We start from the raw sequence: 17,198 nt of genomic DNA on the forward strand, positions 1-17,198 counted from the left end.
CAATCACCACCCGCAAACTATGCCGCCCGGTCGCTGCAAGCGTGATTTTTTCGTCGGGAAAATATTTCGGGCTGGGATAAAAGCCGCGCGGGGGCTGCGCTTTGCCTGACGAGATCAAGCTTTAAGCGGAAAATTTGCTAGAAAATGTTAATGAGGCGCATAAATACGTATTTCGCCTCTCGACGGCAGGCGCTGCGCTGCCTATTATTCTTGAGTTTGTTTATTCTAAGATGTTTCTGAAAGGGGGAGAGAATGCGAGCTGCGTTTTTAGTGGGGTGCGCTGCGTTATTACTGTCGGCTTGTAGCAACGAGCCGGTGCAACAAGCCACTGCGGCACACGTACCGCCCGGCATGCGCGCGGCGATGAGCGACAGCGGCCAGGCGAATTGCGCGATGGTTGGCGGTTCATTATCCGTTGCCCGCCAGCTTGATGGCAGCGCTATTGGTATGTGCGCGCTACCGAATGGTAAACGCTGCAGCGAGCAGGCATTAGCGGGCGGAAGCTGCGGAAACTACTAGTACGCAAGGCGTCTCGCTACATTAAATCGGCGAGTTTATACACCAGCGATTGGTCGGCGGTCGCCAGCGTGAGCTGATTCTCCGTCAGATCGACCTGCGCGCCATCGCGCAGCATTTTGCTGAGGGTATTATCCAGCGCGTTCCGCTGTGGATCCGCGCACAACTTACGCGTCATCGCCAGCTGTTCAACTTTTAGCTCGCCGTCTGACAGTTTGCCCTGGCCGCTGAAGCCGTTGCACATCGTGCCTGACACATACATTTTTTCGCCGAAGCTAATTTCCGGCGGCGGCGTCTGGCTTGCCGGTAGCGCCTGGCCGTTAACGCTGGTCAGCACAAAACGATGATGTTGTAGTTGTTCGGCGTTGGTAGAAACTTTGCTGTTGTATACGCAGCCCGATAGCAGCATGCCCGCCGCCAGCAGTGCAGCAAACTTATTCATTCGTACTCCAAAACATTTGTCATATCAATAAAACGAAAAACAGTGTAACTGTAATGCAGGCAGGATCTGTGGGGATTGTCTGAATGTGCCCCCCGCTAGCGGGGAGCACAAAAGGGGAAAGATACTTAGACCAGCGCGTTCGGGCAGGTTTCGCCTTTAGCAACCTGTTGCAGATTACCCAACGTTGTTTCGGAAATACCGATCAGCGCTTCAGCGGTCAGGAACGCCTGGTGACCGGTAAACAACACGTTGTGGCAGGCGGAGAGCCGGCGGAACACGTCATCCTGGATGACATCATTCGATTTATCTTCAAAGAACAGATCGCGTTCATTTTCATACACGTCCATTCCCAGCGCGCCGATTTTCTGATGCTTCAGCGCGTCGATAGCCGCTTGTGAATCGATAAGCGCGCCGCGGCTGGTATTAATGACCATCACGCCGTCTTTCATCTGATCAAACGCCGCCTGATTGAGCAGGTGATAGTTTTCGTTGGTAAGCGGGCAGTGCAGAGAGATGACGTCGGACTGCGCGTACAGCGTCGGCAGGTCGACATATTCAACGCCAAGATCCAGCGCCGCCGCGCTCGGATAGGGATCAAACGCCAGCAGGCGCATACCGAAACCTTTGAGGATCCGCAGCGTTGCGACGCCAATTTTGCCGGTGCCGATCACCCCTGCGGTTTTACCGTACATGGTGAAGCCGGTCAGCCCTTCCAGCGAGAAGTTGGCATCGCGGGTACGTTGATAGGCGCGGTGGATGCGACGGTTTAGCGACATCATCATACCGATGGCGTGTTCAGCAACGGCTTCCGGCGAGTAGGCCGGAACGCGCACGACGCGCAGGCCCAGCTCTTTAGCCGCGTCAAGATCGACGTTGTTAAACCCGGCGCAGCGCAGCGCGATGTATTTCACGCCGTGGGCTTTCAGCTCTTCCAGCACCGGGCGGCTGCCGTCGTCGTTAACGAAGATACATACCGCTTCACAACCGTTGGCCGTTTTCGCGGTCTTTTCGGTCAGCAGGAAGTCAAAAAATTCCAGTTCAAAGCCGTATGCGTCGTTAACATGCTGCAGATACTTTTTATCGTACTGCTTGGTACTATAAACAGCGATTTTCATAAGGCTTTCCTCTAGTGATAATACCGTCACGGTAGCATAATTAAAATAATCTTACAAATATTAAAAATTAGTTTAATCATCAGGTTATGATATTAATTCTAGAGCATATCGCAGTCTTAAGAAATCTCTTTAAAAGACAATACGTTTCACCAAAAACTGAGGCTGAATGCCCCCGGCGCCAGCAGGATAAATGGCCAGAGTAAACCCGATGCCACATTGGCAACCTGGAAACGCCATAGCGAGGTACCGCTGGCGCCGGTGACCAGCGGTAACGTTGCGCGCAGCGGCGACAGAAAGCGGCCAAAGAATACTGCCCAACCGCCGTGACGGCGCAGGAATAGCTGGCTGCGCAGTACTCGCTCGGCACTGAGCCAGCGCAGACGCGGCAGATGATGCTGATAGCGACGGCCAATTTGCCATGAGAGCCAGAATCCGCCGATTGCGCCCAGGCTGGCGCTTAGCCACATTAGCAGGAAATGACCGATGCTGGTTGACGCCAGCGCCCCGAGCACCAGCAAACCGGAGGTGCCGGGGATCACAAAAGAGATGAGGGCGCAGGATTTACTGAACGTCAGTAGAAAAACAATCAGTAATACCAATGAATAGTGGCTCTGCGCGCGTTCGATCAGCGAGATAATGAGCTCCACGAAATAACGGCTCCTTATTACCTGTTTTTCCAAGTGTCGCAGGCACAATTTAAACGAAGACTAAATAGTTATTCAGCAGAAATGAGTGCGACTATCCTTAATCAGAACGTTAACTTTCACTCGCGGGTCGAACGTGCCACAATAGGCGCCTATCGGCTTATACTTAGAATCAGGATTTGACTGCCCATGAAGGGTAAATATAAAGCCGCTCTTGCGCTGTTATTAGCACTTATTTTGCTGCCGCTGGCCCTGTTGGCCACATTAACGCATTGGGTTCCGACGCTGGCGGGTATCTGGCTGCCGGTCGGGACGCGTATCTCGCTTGGTGAAAGTCCGCGCCTGACGCGCTCCTCGCTGGTCATCCCCGATCTACGCTACCTGGTGGGCGATTGCGAAATTGCTCGCGTCAGCAATGCGCGCCTTACCCGTCCCAGCCGTTGGCGGCTACACCTGAGTGAACTGGATATCAATAGCGCATGCCTGGCTAAGATCCCCGCCAGCGAGCCGCTCTCCGGCGCGCCGCGAACCCTCGCCGAGTGGCAATCGATGCTGCCGTATAGCTGGTTAACTATCGACAATCTGCGCCTGTCGCCGTGGGAAAAATGGCAAGGGAAACTGGTGATGTCGTTGACGCCTGGGCAGCAGGATATCGGCTATTCCGGCAAAGAGGTTACGCTACAGGCGAAACTGCGCGGCCAGACCTTAACGGTCAGCAATTTCAGCGCGCGGCTGGTGGAAGATCAGGCGCCGGTTAAGCTGGTCGGTGAATTCGAAATGCCGCTGGTGCCGGATGGCCTACCGGTCGATGGCCATCTGGTCAGCACCTTCGAATTCCCGCAAACGCCGGGTCTGGTGGATGCGGAACTGGAATGGCAGAAAAACCGCGGTCAGCTGCTGGTCACGCCGCGCGGCGAGGTTGAACCGATGCTCGACCTGCCGTGGGAGATAACCCCTGAACGTATCACCATCAGCGATGGGCGTTGGAACGCGGTGTATGCCGGCTATCCGCTTAGCGGGCGGGTTGCGCTATCGGTTGGCGACTGGCAGAAAGGCACCGAAGAGATGGAAATCAGCGGCCGGCTCAACGTGTTAACGCACGGCGAAGCGGGTAAGGGGAACGCCGTGTTGAATATTGGCCCTGGTAAGCTGAGTATGGACCACAGCGACATGCCGCTTAGCCTGACCGGCGAAGCCAAGCTCGACGACATGATTTTTTACGCTGTGCTGCCCGCTAAACTGAGCGGCCCGCTGATGACGCCAGAGCTGGCTTTTCATCCCGGGGCGCTGCTGCGCTCGCGCGGGAGGGTGATCGACTCGCTGAATATCGATGAGATCCGCCTGCCGTTGGCGGGGGTGAAAGTGACTCAGCAGGGAGTGGATGGCCGCCTGCAGGCGATACTGCGCGCCCATGAACAGGAAATGGGCGATTTTACTCTGCATCTGGATGGGCAGGCCGACAACTTTATGCCCGACCGCGGTCGCTGGTCGTGGCGTTATTGGGGCGATGGTCACTTTACGCCGATGCAGGCGCGCTGGGATGTGAAAGGCGCCGGTGAGTGGCGGGACAGCGCCATTATCCTTAACAGCCTGTCGACCGGGTTCGATAAGCTACAGTACGGCACCATGCTGGTCAGCACGCCGCGCCTGACCCTCGATAAACCCATTCACTGGCTGCGTAATGAGCAGCATCCGAAATTTAGCGGCGCGTTGTCGCTGGATGCCGGTAAAACCACCTTCAGCGGCGGCAGCGTGTTGCCGCCGTCAACGCTCAAATTTAATATTGATGGCCGCGATCCGACCTGGTTCCTGTTCAACGGCTCATTACACGCGGAGAAAATCGGCCCGATTCGTCTGACCGGGCGCTGGGACGGCGAACGCCTGCGTGGCCAGGCATGGTGGCCGAAACAGGCGCTAAGCGTATTCCAGCCGCTGATCCCGCCGGACTGGAAAATGACCCTGCGTGAAGGTGATATGTATGCGCAGGTAGCATTTTCCGCGGCCGCCGGGCAGGGCTTTGAGGCCGGTGGGCACGGGGTCTTAAAAGGCGGTAGCGCCTGGATGCCGGACAACCAGATCAACGGCGTCGACTTTGTTCTGCCGTTCCGCTTCAGCGGCGGGAGCTGGCAGCTCGGTACCCGCCGCCCGGTTTCGCTGCGCATTGGCGAAATCGTCAACCAGTTTACCGCCAAAAACCTGAGCGCCGATCTCCAGGGAACATGGCCCTGGAGCGAGCAGGATCCGCTGGAGTTGAGCAACGTCAATGTTGATATCCTTGGCGGCAAGCTGACCATGCAGCAGCTAAGGATGCCGCAGCACCAGCCGGCGCTGCTGCGTCTGCAGAATATCTCCAGTAGTGAATTAATCAGCGCCATCAAGGTAAAACAATTTGCGGTCTCTGGCGCGTTTAACGGCGCGTTACCGCTATGGCTGAACAACGAGAAATGGATCATTAAAGACGGCTGGTTTAGCAACCCCGGCCCGATGACCATGCGTCTGGATAAAGACACCGCCGATGCGCTGGTGGCCGATAATGTCTCCGCGGGCGCGGCGATTAACTGGCTGCGCTATATGGAGGTCTCGAAATCCTGGACGCGTATCAACCTTGATAATCTTGGCAAGCTGACGATGAGCGCGGCGATTAGCGGCACCAGTCGAGTGGACGGAAAAAGCAGCACCGTGCATTTAAACTATACCCATGAAGAGAATATTTTCGATCTGTGGCGCAGTTTGCGCTTCGGCGATAATTTGCAGGCATGGCTTGAGCAGAATGCGAAACTGCCCGCCCCGCGCTGTACGGATACATGTAAGGAACCAAAATGATAAAACTGTTCGCCGCGGCGCTGGCGACCCTGCTGCTGGCAGGCTGTACGCCGCGTATTGAAATCGCCGCGTCCAAGGAGCCAATCACCATCAATATGAATGTCAAAATTGAGCATGAGATTCATATTAAGGTGGATAAGGACGTCGAAAATTTGCTGAAGTCGCGTAGCGATCTGTTCTGAGGCGATGATGAGAAAACGACTGCTGACTGCCACCCTGGCGTTAATGCTGTTGAGTAGCCCGGCGCTGGCGCTGACCTTGAATGAGGCGCGGGCGCAGGGGCGAGTAGGAGAAACGCTGAACGGCTATCTGGCGCCGCTGAAACAGGATGCGCAGACGTTGGCGTTAGTTAAACAGATTAATGCCGCGCGCAGCGAAAGTTATCAGCAACTGGCGGATGACAATAACCTGCCGGTGGATGAAGTAGCGAAAATGGCCGGGCAGAAGCTGGTCGCCCGGGCGCAGCCGGGGGAATATGTGCAGGGTATTAACGGCAAATGGCTGCGCAAATAGTTAACGATAGCGCTTGCGGTATTCGCCGGGCGACACGCCGAAGCGCTGCTTAAACGCCGTTGAAAAATGGCTATGGTCGCTAAATCCCCAACTGTAGCCAATTCCCGCCAGTTTCTCTTCATCGTGCGCGTTTTGTAACGCCCGGGCGCACAGGTCAAGACGCCGGTTTTTAATATACTGCGCGACCACCAGACCCTTATCGGCAAACAGGCGGTACAGGCTGCGTACCGACATGCCGGTTTCCCCGGCCAACCACTCCGGACGCAGCTGTTCCGACTGTATCGACTCATCAATCAACGCCATAATTTTTTGAAATTGCTTGTCGCGGCGCGTCGGCGGCGCTTCTTGCTGCTGTAGCATCGGTCGCAGCAGACAGACGATGGCCTCCAGCGCCGCTTCGCCTTCGCTTTCTGAGAGCGCCGGGCTGCGCATGCTTTCTTGCAGCAGCCGCTGGCTAAGTTGGACCATCGGCAGCGTTTTATTCAGCCGGGTGGCGATGCTGATGTCGCTGCCGTGCAGCTGGCTTTCCACGAGCTGGCGAGGCAGCAGCAGCGAAGCCTGTTTTGACGTGTGTTGCCAGAAGATAGAGCAGGGACGAGAAGCATCAATGAGCGTGATATCGCCGGCCTCGAGCACCACCTGGCGCTCGTCCTGCTCGATTGCCGCCTGGCCGTCGAGCTGAAAAACGGTATAGAACCAGGCGTCGTTGTCGCGTTTGATTTCGTTACGGGTGCGGTAAAGATTGACGCCGCGGGCGGTGACGGTACTGACTTTGAGACTACCGGTATAGCTTGCATCAATCTCGCCATGGAATTCGTCGCCCAGCGGACGAGCGGCAAAATGGCCGCACACTTGATTAATCTTTGCTAACCAACGCTGATAGTCCTGCCCGCTTTCTACCGTCGCCATCGTCTGCACCTTGTAAAAATAATGTTTCTGCATTGTTGCATTTATGCCGTGAGTGGCAAGAGCGCAGCGTGGAGTATATGAAAGAACTATTACCTGCGGCACATTTCACCGCCTTTCTGGGTGCTTAATTGCGGGACCTGTCACAGCGGCAACAACGATTGTCACAGAGAAAAAAGCGCAAATGGCTGACCCATCCTAGACTGTGTTCACTATCCGCGAACAATAAGGAAGTCGCATGTCCACATCACAGGTCGCGCTGCTCGCCAGCGTACAGCAGTTTCTCGATAGACAGCATGGCTTATATATTGATGGCAACCAGCAGGCGGCGCAGAGTGAAAAACGCTTAACCGTCTGGGACCCGGCCACCGGCCAGGCGATTGCCACTACGGCAGATGCTAATGCCGCCGACGTTGACCGCGCGGTGATGTCCGCCTGGCGCGCTTTTGTCGCCCGTAGCTGGGCCGGGCGCACGCCGGCCGACCGCGAGCGGATCCTGCTGCGTTTCGCCGATCTGGTGGAACAGCATGGTGAAGAGCTGGCGCAGCTCGAAACCCTTGAACAGGGGAAGTCGATCAATATTTCGCGCGCGTTTGAAGTCGGTTGCACCCTCAACTGGATGCGCTACACCGCCGGGCTGACCACCAAAATCAGCGGCCGTACGCTGGACGTTTCCATTCCGTTCCCGGAAGGCGCGCGCTATCAGGCGTGGACCCGTAAAGAGCCGGTTGGGGTGGTGGCGGGGATTGTTCCGTGGAACTTCCCGCTGATGATCGGCATGTGGAAGGTGATGCCGGCGCTGGCTTCCGGCTGTTCAATTGTGATTAAACCCTCCGAGACGACGCCGTTAACGTTGCTACGGGTAGCAGAGCTGGCAACGGAAGCCGGGATCCCGGATGGCGTCTTTAACGTCGTCACCGGCAGCGGCGGCGAGTGCGGCGCCGCCTTAACCACCCATCCGCAGGTGGCGAAAGTGAGTTTCACCGGTTCGACCGCCACCGGCAAGCATATTGCCCGCGCGGCAGCTGACCGTCTGACCCGCGTAACCCTTGAACTCGGCGGCAAAAACCCGGCCATCGTGCTGAAAGATGCCGATCCGCAGTGGGTTATTGAAGGGTTGATGACCGGAAGTTTCCTCAATCAGGGGCAGGTATGCGCCGCCAGTTCGCGGATCTATATCGAAGCGCCGCTGTTTGATAACCTGGTGGCAGGCTTTGAGCAGGCGGTTAAGTCGCTGCAGGTGGGGCCGGGAATGGTTGAAACGACGCAGATTAACCCGGTGGTGTCGCAGGCGCACTGCGCTAAAGTGGCCGCTTATCTGGATGAAGCGCGTCAACAAAACGCCGAGCTGATTAGCGGTAACGTTGGGCCAAATGGCAACGGTTTTTATATTGCGCCGACGCTGGTGATTAATCCGGATTCCGGGCTGCGCCTTAATCGCGAAGAGGTGTTCGGCCCGGTGGTAAACCTGGTGCGCGTCGCCGATGGCGAAGAGGCGCTACGTTTAGCCAACGACAGCGATTTCGGTCTTACCGCTAGCGTCTGGACCCGCGACCTGACTCAGGCGCTGAACTATACCGATCGCCTGCAGGCCGGTACGGTATGGGTTAACAGCCATACGCTGATTGATGCCAACCTGCCGTTCGGCGGGATGAAGCAGTCCGGTACCGGGCGCGATTTTGGCCCGGACTGGCTGGACGACTGGTGCGAAACCAAATCGGTGTGCGTGCGCTACTGATTTTTTGTCGGATGGCGCTACGCTTATCCGACCTACAGCGTGGTGGGGTTTGGTAGCCCGGAGAAGGCGCCATGTGCCGCCTGCGGTAAACTCCCCGGTGGCGCTATCGCTTACCGGGGCTACAGCATTGTGCGATTTGGTAGCCCGGAGAAGGCGCAATGCGCCGCCTCCGGGAAACTCCCCGGTGGTTGGACATACCTCTTCCCCCTGAGCGCTGATTTGCTATGATCGGCGCTCTTTTTTTTCTGATGTTGCCCCGCTATGTGGAATGATGCGCTTTGCTATCAGCAGTACGGCGCGCCGGAAACGGTGCTCGCGCTGCATCACCTGTCGTTGCCGCCGCTGGAGCCCGGACTTGTTCGGGTACAAATGCGCTATGCCCCGGTCAACCCTTCCGATCTGATCCCCATTACCGGCGCTTACCGCCATCGTACGACGCTGCCATCGGTGGCGGGCTATGAAGGCGTTGGGGTGGTGATTGAAGACTCGACGAATGGGCGTCCACGACTGGGGCAGCGGGTCCTACCGCTACGCGGCGCCGGAACCTGGCAGCGTTATCTCGATATTGACCCGCGCTGGCTGGTGCCGGTCGCTGAAGATATCGATGACATCGTGGCCGCGCGCGGCTATATCAATCCGCTGACCGCGATGCTGATGCTCACGCGCTGGCCGGTAGCGGGAAAGCATGTGCTTTTGACCGCTGCTTCATCGTCCTGCGCCAGTTTGCTGGGACAGTGGGCGCTCGCCATGGGCGCGCGTTCGGTCAGCGGTATTATTCGCTCGCCGCAGCACATCCCGCGCTTGCAGCAATATGGCGTCTACCCGCTACTCGAAGGCGACATGGCGCTGATTGAACAAGTCAGTCAGTACAGCGATTTGGTGTTTGACGCGGTTGGCGGTGAGCTGGCGAATTTTCTGCTGGCGGTACTGCCGGTGTCGTCAACGCTGGTCTCTTATGGCTTGTTATCCGGTAAACCGCTCATCCAGACGCGAGGCAGCGCAGCGGTACGCAAATTTCATCTGCGGGAGGCCTTACCGACACTCAGCGTTGATACGTGGCAGGCGGCGTTTGCCGGGATCTGGCGACAACTGCCGACCACGGCGCAGCCCGCCGCGCAGGTGATAAAGCTGTGCGACTGGCGTGAGGCGATTGCCGCCGCAGGCCAGCCGGGAAGAGGCGGTAAAATCCTGCTCGATTTCACCGCGGGTTAAGATTACTTTTTCTTCTCGCCAAGGGTTGGGGTTTCGTCAAAGAAGTTCCACGGCTTGAGCAACGCATGCGCCCATTCGGTCGGCATGATCGGCCACTCTTCGGCGCGCGCGACGTGAGTGGTGCCGGTGGTAATCCACACGACGTCGTCGTGGTTTGTCAGCGACTCATCATCCTTCGCGTACTGCCCTAAGCCGGTATCCTGGGCGGAACGGTTGGGATATTTCCCTTCCGGATAACGCTCTGTCGGGTGGTAACGCGTCACCCACAGCTGTTTATCCATAAAGCTCAGACGATGATATATCCACTCGTCCGGGGCGAACTTGGCGCCAGTCGCCGCCGGGTGCGTGCCGCCGGCATAAGGGATAATCTGGTAAGAGACCGGGTTACCCATACGGTTCTCTTTGCTGGTGTTGCTCAGCAGGCGGATAGTGCCAGGGTCGAATTTCTGCGCCGCTTTCTGCTCGCTATCGATTGTGTATTGATTCACCTGCATGGTGCTGGTGCGCGGGCCGCCGGCGGTGTTTGGCTTCACTTCAGGATCCATCGCCACCAGGGTGTTGTTTTCGCCGTCCACGTCAAGATCGAGGCGGAAATTATAAATATGCTGGTGGGTGGTGCCGACAATATTATGGTCGATCAGCGTCCCGTAGCGGGTATCCTCTTTGGCGCTGGGGTCGTGCATGGTCTTCGCCATCACGCCTTTCACCGCTTCAATGCCGGTGGCGCCGGCATCGATACCGATGGTGCCGTTGTCATGGAACACCCAGTCAAAGATATAATCATAGTTCCCGACGGTACTAATCCAGCGCACCACCAGTTCCCGGCGTTCGGTGCTGACGTTAGGTTTGCCCATTTCCAGATGCTTATATTCCGGCCCGGCATAGCGTTCGAATATGGCGACCGCGCCTGGAATAGTGGTCGGTTTGCCGGTGTAATCGGCGATAGTTTCGTCCAGCAGTACCGCATTTGACGGCGCATCTTTACCGCGAACAATCGGCGATGTTAGGGTGCCCATGCCGTAATCGCCGGAGTCCAGATAGGCTTTGAAATACCAGCCGACGTCAGGGTCGCCGTAGGGGACGATCATCCCGCCGAGGGAACCTTCATACATTACCTGGCGTTTTGTGCCGTTATCGTTGTAAGTCACCGTCGAGAGAATGGGCCCGACGCGCGAGTTCAGGCGCAGATGAAAATCCCAGTTCCGCCAGTGAATGGTATCGCCGGTGATCGTGTAGTTTTTGCCTTCCGGTTCGGTAATATCCAGCGGTTTCACCGCCGGGGCGTTGCGGTCGCGACCATCATAAGGACGGGGTTCCATTGGGACCGGGATCACCGGGCCTTCTTCAATTTTGATGATTTTCTTCGCTTCAAGGTCGACCACCGCCACCAGGTTTTCAATCGGGTGCGCCCAGTAGTTGCCGTCGCCGGTATCGAGATAACTGACGACCTTCAGCAGACGCGCATCCTGCTGCAGGCCATCTTTGCCATCAAAGTAGCCGACGGTGAGCGGGGTGGTGACCACTTTACTGGGATCGGTAATACCGTGCTTTTTCAGCACCTCAGCGAATTCGCTGCTGGCATTGATGATGTTCTGCACGCTGACGAAGTCATCGAGCAGCACCATCCCGTGGGCGCCTTTAATCGGCGTCCATGAGAGGATTTTTTTGTTCTGCAGATCGACGACGGCTTCAATGACATGTTTGCCATCGAGCATCACCACATCGGCGGTGCGCGGGGCATCAACGGGCGTTCCCTGCAGGGCAAAGGCCCATACCGCCGCTTTATCCGGCTCGTGCAGCGAAATCTCAGTGAAGCGGGTATTTGGCTGAAACTCCGGCGCGGCTTTAACAATGGTCACTGCGTCACTGATTTCCGCCGCCGAGAGCGAGTTTAACGGGTGAGGGCGCTTTTCGACCTGGAAGGTCTGATCGAGACCGGACTGGAACACATCGTTGATAAAGGTATCGGAGACCCAGGCTTTACCCTCCTTCATTACCACCGGCACCTGTAGATCAAGGGGTTTACCGTTGACGATCGCCGTTTTGGCGCCGGGCTTTACTTTGACGTAAGCGCCATCTTTTATCAGGGTAAACATTTGCGCATAGTCATCCCACTGCACATCGGCGCCGAATTCCTGCAGCGTTTTATCCAACGGCACCATGTGTGCTTCGCTACCGTGAGCGAAGACCGGTGATTGCCAGGCGCAAACCACCGCGACGGCCAGCGCCAGCGCGGTTTTACGGGGGGAAAACATCAATCCGTTTGCCATTGTGACCTCATCTTATTGTTGTGTTGTTGTTGCCGCTGCGAATGTCGGCTTTGTTACGCTTACCCTAGCAGTCTGCCGCCCGCGAACGTTTGTTTGCTTTTGCCAGCTTGTTTGTCAGTTTTGCCAGACGGACGTAAAAAATGCCTCCGTAGAGGCATTAAGCGCGTGGTACCTGCGTGTTGACTACGCCGGGAAGTCTCCCTGCTGGCGCGCCACCAGGGTAAGAATGGAATACAGCGCCACCGCCTGCTGATGCTGGTTGAAAATCTCGACTGCCCATTCCACCACACCGGTGGCTTTTTCATCGGCGCTGCGCTGACGTTTAACCGTTTTCCGCTTACAGGTCAGACGAACCTGAATGGTGTCTCCCGGTTTGACCGGCTCAATAAAGCGCAGGTTTTCCATGCCGTAGTTGGCGATAACCGGCCCGACGCCGGCATCGACGAATAGCCCGGCCGCTGCGGAGATCAGGAAATAGCCGTGAACCACCCGCTCGCCGAAAATCGACTCGGCGGCGGCGATTTTGTCCATATGCGCATAGAAATGGTCGCCGCTCAGGCAGGCGAAGTTAACGATATCCGCTTCGGTCAGGGTTCTCCGCGGGGTCAGTAAACTGTCGCCGGGCTGGATTTCTTCGAAGTATTTACGGAACGGGTGAATGCGGTCTTCGCTAACCTGCGCGCCACGCACCCACTGCTGGCTTATGGTCGCCAGCATCGTTGGGCTGCCCTGAATCGCGGTACGCTGCATATAGTGTTTCACCGAACGCAGTCCGCCGAGCTCTTCTCCGCCGCCAGCACGGCCGGGGCCGCCGTGTACCAGCTGCGGCAGCGGCGAACCGTGACCGGTGGACTCCGCGGAGGATGCTTCGTTCAGAATCTGAATACGGCCATGCGCGCGCGCGGCGCCAAGGATAAACTCGCGCGCCAGCTCGCCGCTGGCGGTGACCAGCGTACCGGCCAGGCTACCGCCGCCGGCGCGTGCCAGCGTGAGCGCATGCTGGCGGTCGCGATACGGCATCAGCGTCGCCACCGGGCCAAAGGCTTCAATGGCGTGAACCGCTGGCGTTTCATCCGGCTGCGGGCAGTACAGCAGGGTCGGCGGGAAGAACGCGCCATCAGCATTAAGATCTGCCTGTCCGCCGAGCAGCGCTTCACAGCCGGCGGCAATCAGTTTATTGACGTTATCCTGCACGTCCTGACGCTGCTCGCTATTAACCAGGGCCCCCATCTTAATGCCCTCCTGCGCAGGGTCACCGACGGTTACTTTATGCAGGCGGGAGATCAGTGCATCGCTAACCGCATTAATCTGAGCCAGTGGCACGATGATTCTGCGGATAGCGGTACATTTTTGCCCGGCTTTCGCCGTCATCTCGCGGACCACTTCCCGAATAAACAGCGCAAATTCCGGTTGCTCCGGCGTGACGTCTTCACCTAATACGCAGCAGTTGAGCGAATCTGCTTCCATGGTAAAGGGAATAGATTTGGCCACCAGGTTAGGGTGAGTCCGTAGCTGCTGGCCGGTGGCGGCTGAGCCGGTAAAGGTCACTACGTCCTGGCTATCGAGATGGTCGAGAAGATCGCCCGCGCCGCCGCAAATCAGGCTGATGGCGCCTTCCGGCACCAGGCCGCTGTCGACAATCGCTTTCACCATTGCCTGGGTGAGCTGGGCGGTAGCGGTGGCGGGCTTAATGATAGCTGGCATGCCGGCAAGCCACGTGGGTGCCAGTTTTTCCAGCATTCCCCAGCAGGGGAAGTTGAAGGCGTTGATATGGACGGCGACGCCTGATTTTGATGTCAGCACATGACGTGCGGCAAAACCGCCTTGTTTGGAGAGCGGGATCAGCTCGTCTTCCGGCCACAGAATATCGTCCGGCAGTTCGCGGCTACCGAGCCCGGCATAAGTGAACAAAGTACCGATACCGCCTTCAATATCCACCCAACTGTCGGCGCGAGTGGCGCCGGTTTGCGCCGAGATGGCGTAGAACTCGTCTTTCTGCTCCAGCAACCGTTTTGCTACCGCTTTCAGCATCGCGCTGCGTTCAATAAAGGTCATCGCCTGCAGGGCTTTGCCACCGCGTTCAATCGCGAAGCGGCGCGCCTGCGCCATATCCAGGCCTTCACTGGTCACCTCCCAAAGCGCCGCGCCGGTAATGGCGTGATGGATAGTACGGGCGCGGCCCCGGCCGGTTTGCCAGGCGCCGGATAAGTAGCTGGCTAACTGCTGCATCGCAAATCTCCAAATATGTTACGTGTGTTATCTATAAATAGTTCTTTTATGAATCATAAAAATCAAGTCCGAATTTAATAATTTATTAACATTGTGATCGGTGGTTAATCAGGGGTTGTGTTTATGTTTCTGATTTATTTGCTTTTTACAAAAGGTTTTGCGGTTGTTATCACAAAAAGAACAAACAAAATTTGTGGTTTTATTTAACCAATATGTAACCTTCAATAAACGAAATGATTCACATAAATGTTTTTGTTGTGAATATCGGAATCATAAAGGTGATGACGTGACAGAAGAACAACGCTTTGACCAGCGCATCGCGCAGGAAACGGCCATCGAACCGCAGGACTGGATGCCGGATGCCTATCGTAAGACCTTGATTCGTCAGATAGGTCAACACGCGCACTCGGAGATCGTCGGCATGCTGCCGGAAGGCAACTGGATCACCCGCGCGCCGACGCTGCGCCGCAAAGCGATCCTGCTGGCTAAGGTACAGGATGAGGCTGGACACGGGCTGTATCTCTATAGCGCCGCGGAAACGCTGGGCTGCGCCCGAGAAGACCTGTATCAGAAAATGCTCGACGGGCAGATGAAATATTCCTCTATTTTTAACTACCCGACCCTCAGCTGGGCCGATATCGGCGTGATCGGCTGGCTGGTCGATGGCGCGGCCATCGTCAACCAGGTGGCGCTGTGCCGGACCTCCTACGGCCCCTATGCCCGGGCGATGGTCAAAATCTGCAAAGAAGAGAGCTTTCACCAGCGCCAGGGATTTGAAGCCTGCATGGCGCTGGCGCAGGGTAATGACGCGCAGCGGCAGATGCTGCAGGACGCCATTAACCGCTTCTGGTGGCCGGCGCTGATGATGTTTGGCCCTAACGATGACAACTCGCCGAACAGCGCCCGCAGCATGGCGTGGAAAATCAAACTGCACTCCAACGACGAGCTACGTCAGCGCTTCGTCGATAACACCGTGCCGCAGGTAGAGATCCTCGGTATGACCGTACCGGACCCGGATTTGCGCTTTGATGAAGCCAGCGGCCACTACCGCTTCGGCGAAATCGACTGGCAGGAATTTAACGAGGTGATTAGCGGCCGTGGCATTTGCAACCACGAGCGGCTGGCCGCCAAGCGTAAGGCCTGGGAAGAGGGCGAATGGGTGCGCGAAGCCGCGCTGGCCCATGCGCAAAAACAGCAGGCCCGCAGCGCGGCATGAGGAGAGACAACATGAGCAAAGTTTACTGGCCGTTATATGAAGTGTTCGTTCGCAGCAAACAGGGGTTATCCCATCGTCACGTCGGCAGTCTGCACGCTGCCGATGATCAAATGGCGCTGGAGAATGCCCGTGATGCCTATACCCGCCGCAGCGAAGGCTGCTCAATTTGGGTGGTGAAGGCCAGCGAAATCGTTGCTTCGCAGCCGGAAGAACGCGGCGAATTCTTCGACCCGGCGGAAAGCAAAGTCTACCGTCATCCGACTTTTTATACCGTGCCGGACGGCATGGAACATATGTGAGGCGGCGATGAATAACCCTAACCCCGTAGCCACCTACGCCCTGCGCCTTGGCGACAATGGTCTGGTTCTGGCCCAGCGTTTAGGCGCCTGGTGCGGCCATGCGCCCGAGCTCGAGATCGATCTTGCGCTGGCCAACATCGGCCTCGACCTGCTCGGACAGGCGCGCAATTTTTTAAGCTATGCCGCCGAGCTTAACGGCTGCGGCGACGAAGATACGCTGGCCTTTGGCCGCGATGAGCGCCAGTTCAGCAACCTGCTGCTGGTGGAGCAGCCAAACGGCAATTTTGCCGACACTATCGCCCGCCAGTTCTTTATCGACGTCTGGCACGTCGCCCTGTTCAGCCGCCTGGTGAACAGCCGCGATACGCAGCTGGCGGCCATTGCCGCTAAAGGGCTGAAAGAGGTGCGTTACCACCAGCGTTTTAGCCGCGGCTGGCTGGAGCGACTGGGTAACGGCACCGAGATATCAAACCGCAAAATGCAACAGGCGGTCGACAATCTGTGGCGCTTCACCGGCGAACTGTTCCTGGCTGATGAAGTGGAGCTCAGCCTGGTTGAGCAGGGCATTGCGGTTGATCCGCGTGAACTGCAGGCCGAATGGCAGAGCATTGTGCAAACCGCGCTGCTTGACTCCGGCTTACAAATCCCGCAGGAAGCTGCCTTCCGCAGCGGTGGCAAACAGGGGCTGCACAGTGAACATCTCGGCCCGCTGCTGGCGGAGATGCAGTATCTGCAGCGTTCGCATCCCGGACTGCAGTGGTAAGTGAGGTGACTATGCAACGTCTTGCCGATATCGCTCCTGCAGAGGTTCGCACCATCTGGGGATTATTAAGCGCGATCCCGGATCCGGAAGTGCCGGTACTCACCATCACCGACCTCGGAATGGTGCGCAGCGTCGCGCGCCACGGCGACGGCTGGGTGATTGGCTTTACCCCGACCTATTCGGGCTGTCCGGCGACGGAGCATCTGCTGGGCGAGATCCGTACGGTCATGAGCGAGCATGGCTTTGTGCCGGTACATATCGTCCTGCAGCTGGATCCGCCGTGGACCACCGACTGGATGAGTCAGGATGCCCGCGAGCGCCTGCGCCAGTACGGCATCAGCCCGCCCCAGGGGCACGCCTGCCATGCGGACATGCCCGCTGAGGTGAGCTGTCCGCGCTGCGGCAGCACCCATACCTCGCTGATTAGCGAATTCGGTTCCACGGCCTGTAAAGCGCTCTATCGCTGCGACAGCTGCCGCGAACCTTTTGATTACTTTAAATGTATTTGAGGT

The 17,198-nt window shown here is 57.3% G+C and carries 16 protein-coding genes; 10 read left to right on the forward strand and 6 right to left on the reverse strand.

Going from position 1 to position 17,198, the window contains the following annotated elements; genetic code table 11:
• The first annotated feature begins 252 nt into the window (after positions 1 to 252).
• Positions 253 to 519, forward strand: coding sequence for a putative hemolysin (locus ACSEMK_RS19700; protein ID WP_032711780.1), 267 nt, complete (start codon positions 253 to 255; stop codon positions 517 to 519).
• Positions 520 to 535: 16 nt separating this feature from the next.
• Here ACSEMK_RS19700 and hslJ read toward each other — a convergent pair whose 3' ends face one another.
• The 3 genes from hslJ to ACSEMK_RS19715 form a co-directional block, all read right to left on the reverse strand.
• On the reverse strand, positions 536 to 958 hold the full coding sequence (gene hslJ, locus ACSEMK_RS19705; RefSeq protein ID WP_087859451.1) for a heat shock protein HslJ: 423 nt from the start codon (positions 956 to 958) through the stop codon (positions 536 to 538).
• A 125-nt stretch (positions 959 to 1,083) separates the two neighbouring features.
• The gene (locus tag ACSEMK_RS19710; RefSeq protein ID WP_015366323.1) at positions 1,084 to 2,073 is read right to left on the reverse strand and encodes a 2-hydroxyacid dehydrogenase; all 990 of its coding nucleotides are present in this window, start codon (positions 2,071 to 2,073) and stop codon (positions 1,084 to 1,086) included.
• A 146-nt stretch (positions 2,074 to 2,219) separates the two neighbouring features.
• Positions 2,220 to 2,720, reverse strand: coding sequence for a DedA family protein (locus tag ACSEMK_RS19715; RefSeq protein WP_316424025.1), 501 nt, complete (start codon positions 2,718 to 2,720; stop codon positions 2,220 to 2,222).
• A gap of 186 nt (positions 2,721 to 2,906) precedes the next feature.
• On the opposite strand from ACSEMK_RS19715, the gene ACSEMK_RS19720 reads away from it, so the two are divergent.
• The 3 genes from ACSEMK_RS19720 to ACSEMK_RS19730 are packed head-to-tail and all read left to right on the forward strand — an operon-like array spanning position 2,907 to position 6,053.
• On the forward strand, positions 2,907 to 5,540 hold the full coding sequence (locus ACSEMK_RS19720; protein WP_271032665.1) for a YdbH family protein: 2,634 nt from the start codon (positions 2,907 to 2,909) through the stop codon (positions 5,538 to 5,540).
• The gene (locus tag ACSEMK_RS19725; protein WP_015366326.1) at positions 5,537 to 5,722 is read left to right on the forward strand and encodes a YnbE family lipoprotein; all 186 of its coding nucleotides are present in this window, start codon (positions 5,537 to 5,539) and stop codon (positions 5,720 to 5,722) included. The genes ACSEMK_RS19720 and ACSEMK_RS19725 overlap by 4 nt, the downstream gene beginning before the upstream one ends.
• A 7-nt stretch (positions 5,723 to 5,729) precedes the next feature.
• Positions 5,730 to 6,053 (forward strand): YdbL family protein, encoded by a 324-nt coding sequence (locus tag ACSEMK_RS19730; RefSeq protein ID WP_015366327.1) that lies wholly within the window; start codon positions 5,730 to 5,732, stop codon positions 6,051 to 6,053.
• On the opposite strand, the gene feaR is transcribed toward ACSEMK_RS19730, so the two are convergent.
• On the reverse strand, positions 6,054 to 6,962 hold the full coding sequence (gene feaR, locus ACSEMK_RS19735; protein WP_087859454.1) for a transcriptional regulator FeaR: 909 nt from the start codon (positions 6,960 to 6,962) through the stop codon (positions 6,054 to 6,056). It lies immediately after the preceding gene.
• Positions 6,963 to 7,197: 235 nt separating this feature from the next.
• Between feaR and ACSEMK_RS19740 the strand changes: the two genes are divergently transcribed.
• Positions 7,198 to 8,697, forward strand: a complete 1,500-nt coding sequence (locus ACSEMK_RS19740; protein WP_395226332.1) for an aldehyde dehydrogenase family protein — start codon at positions 7,198 to 7,200, stop codon at positions 8,695 to 8,697.
• A 261-nt stretch (positions 8,698 to 8,958) separates the two neighbouring features.
• A complete protein-coding gene (locus tag ACSEMK_RS19745; protein WP_430915375.1) occupies positions 8,959 to 9,909 on the forward strand; it encodes a zinc-dependent alcohol dehydrogenase family protein in 951 nt (316 codons plus the stop codon).
• Positions 9,910 to 9,911: 2 nt separating this feature from the next.
• On the opposite strand, the gene tynA is transcribed toward ACSEMK_RS19745, so the two are convergent.
• Together tynA and paaZ are read right to left on the reverse strand one after the other, a co-directional pair.
• Complete coding sequence (tynA, locus tag ACSEMK_RS19750) at positions 9,912 to 12,179, reverse strand: primary-amine oxidase (protein ID WP_316424022.1); 2,268 nt, start codon at positions 12,177 to 12,179, stop codon at positions 9,912 to 9,914.
• 183 nt (positions 12,180 to 12,362) lie between these two features.
• On the reverse strand, positions 12,363 to 14,408 hold the full coding sequence (gene paaZ / locus ACSEMK_RS19755) for a phenylacetic acid degradation bifunctional protein PaaZ (RefSeq protein ID WP_430915376.1): 2,046 nt from the start codon (positions 14,406 to 14,408) through the stop codon (positions 12,363 to 12,365).
• A 286-nt stretch (positions 14,409 to 14,694) separates the two neighbouring features.
• Between paaZ and paaA the strand changes: the two genes are divergently transcribed.
• Genes paaA through paaD form a run of 4 tightly spaced genes read left to right on the forward strand, consistent with a single transcriptional unit; the run spans position 14,695 to position 17,195 of the window.
• Positions 14,695 to 15,624 carry a 1,2-phenylacetyl-CoA epoxidase subunit PaaA gene (gene paaA, locus ACSEMK_RS19760; RefSeq protein ID WP_025713674.1) on the forward strand — a complete coding sequence of 310 codons (930 nt, stop codon included), beginning with the start codon at positions 14,695 to 14,697 and terminating at the stop codon, positions 15,622 to 15,624.
• Positions 15,625 to 15,635: 11 nt separating this feature from the next.
• Positions 15,636 to 15,923, forward strand: a complete 288-nt coding sequence (gene paaB, locus ACSEMK_RS19765; protein ID WP_004224492.1) for a 1,2-phenylacetyl-CoA epoxidase subunit PaaB — start codon at positions 15,636 to 15,638, stop codon at positions 15,921 to 15,923.
• A gap of 7 nt (positions 15,924 to 15,930) precedes the next feature.
• The gene (gene paaC / locus ACSEMK_RS19770) at positions 15,931 to 16,686 is read left to right on the forward strand and encodes a 1,2-phenylacetyl-CoA epoxidase subunit PaaC (protein WP_411324992.1); all 756 of its coding nucleotides are present in this window, start codon (positions 15,931 to 15,933) and stop codon (positions 16,684 to 16,686) included.
• Between the two features lie 11 nt (positions 16,687 to 16,697).
• Positions 16,698 to 17,195, forward strand: coding sequence for a 1,2-phenylacetyl-CoA epoxidase subunit PaaD (gene paaD, locus ACSEMK_RS19775; RefSeq protein ID WP_136026575.1), 498 nt, complete (start codon positions 16,698 to 16,700; stop codon positions 17,193 to 17,195).
• The last annotated feature ends 3 nt before the right edge of the window (positions 17,196 to 17,198 follow it).

The organism is Klebsiella sp. K-3 (assembly GCF_051207495.1).
Classification (GTDB): domain Bacteria; phylum Pseudomonadota; class Gammaproteobacteria; order Enterobacterales; family Enterobacteriaceae; genus Klebsiella; species Klebsiella aerogenes.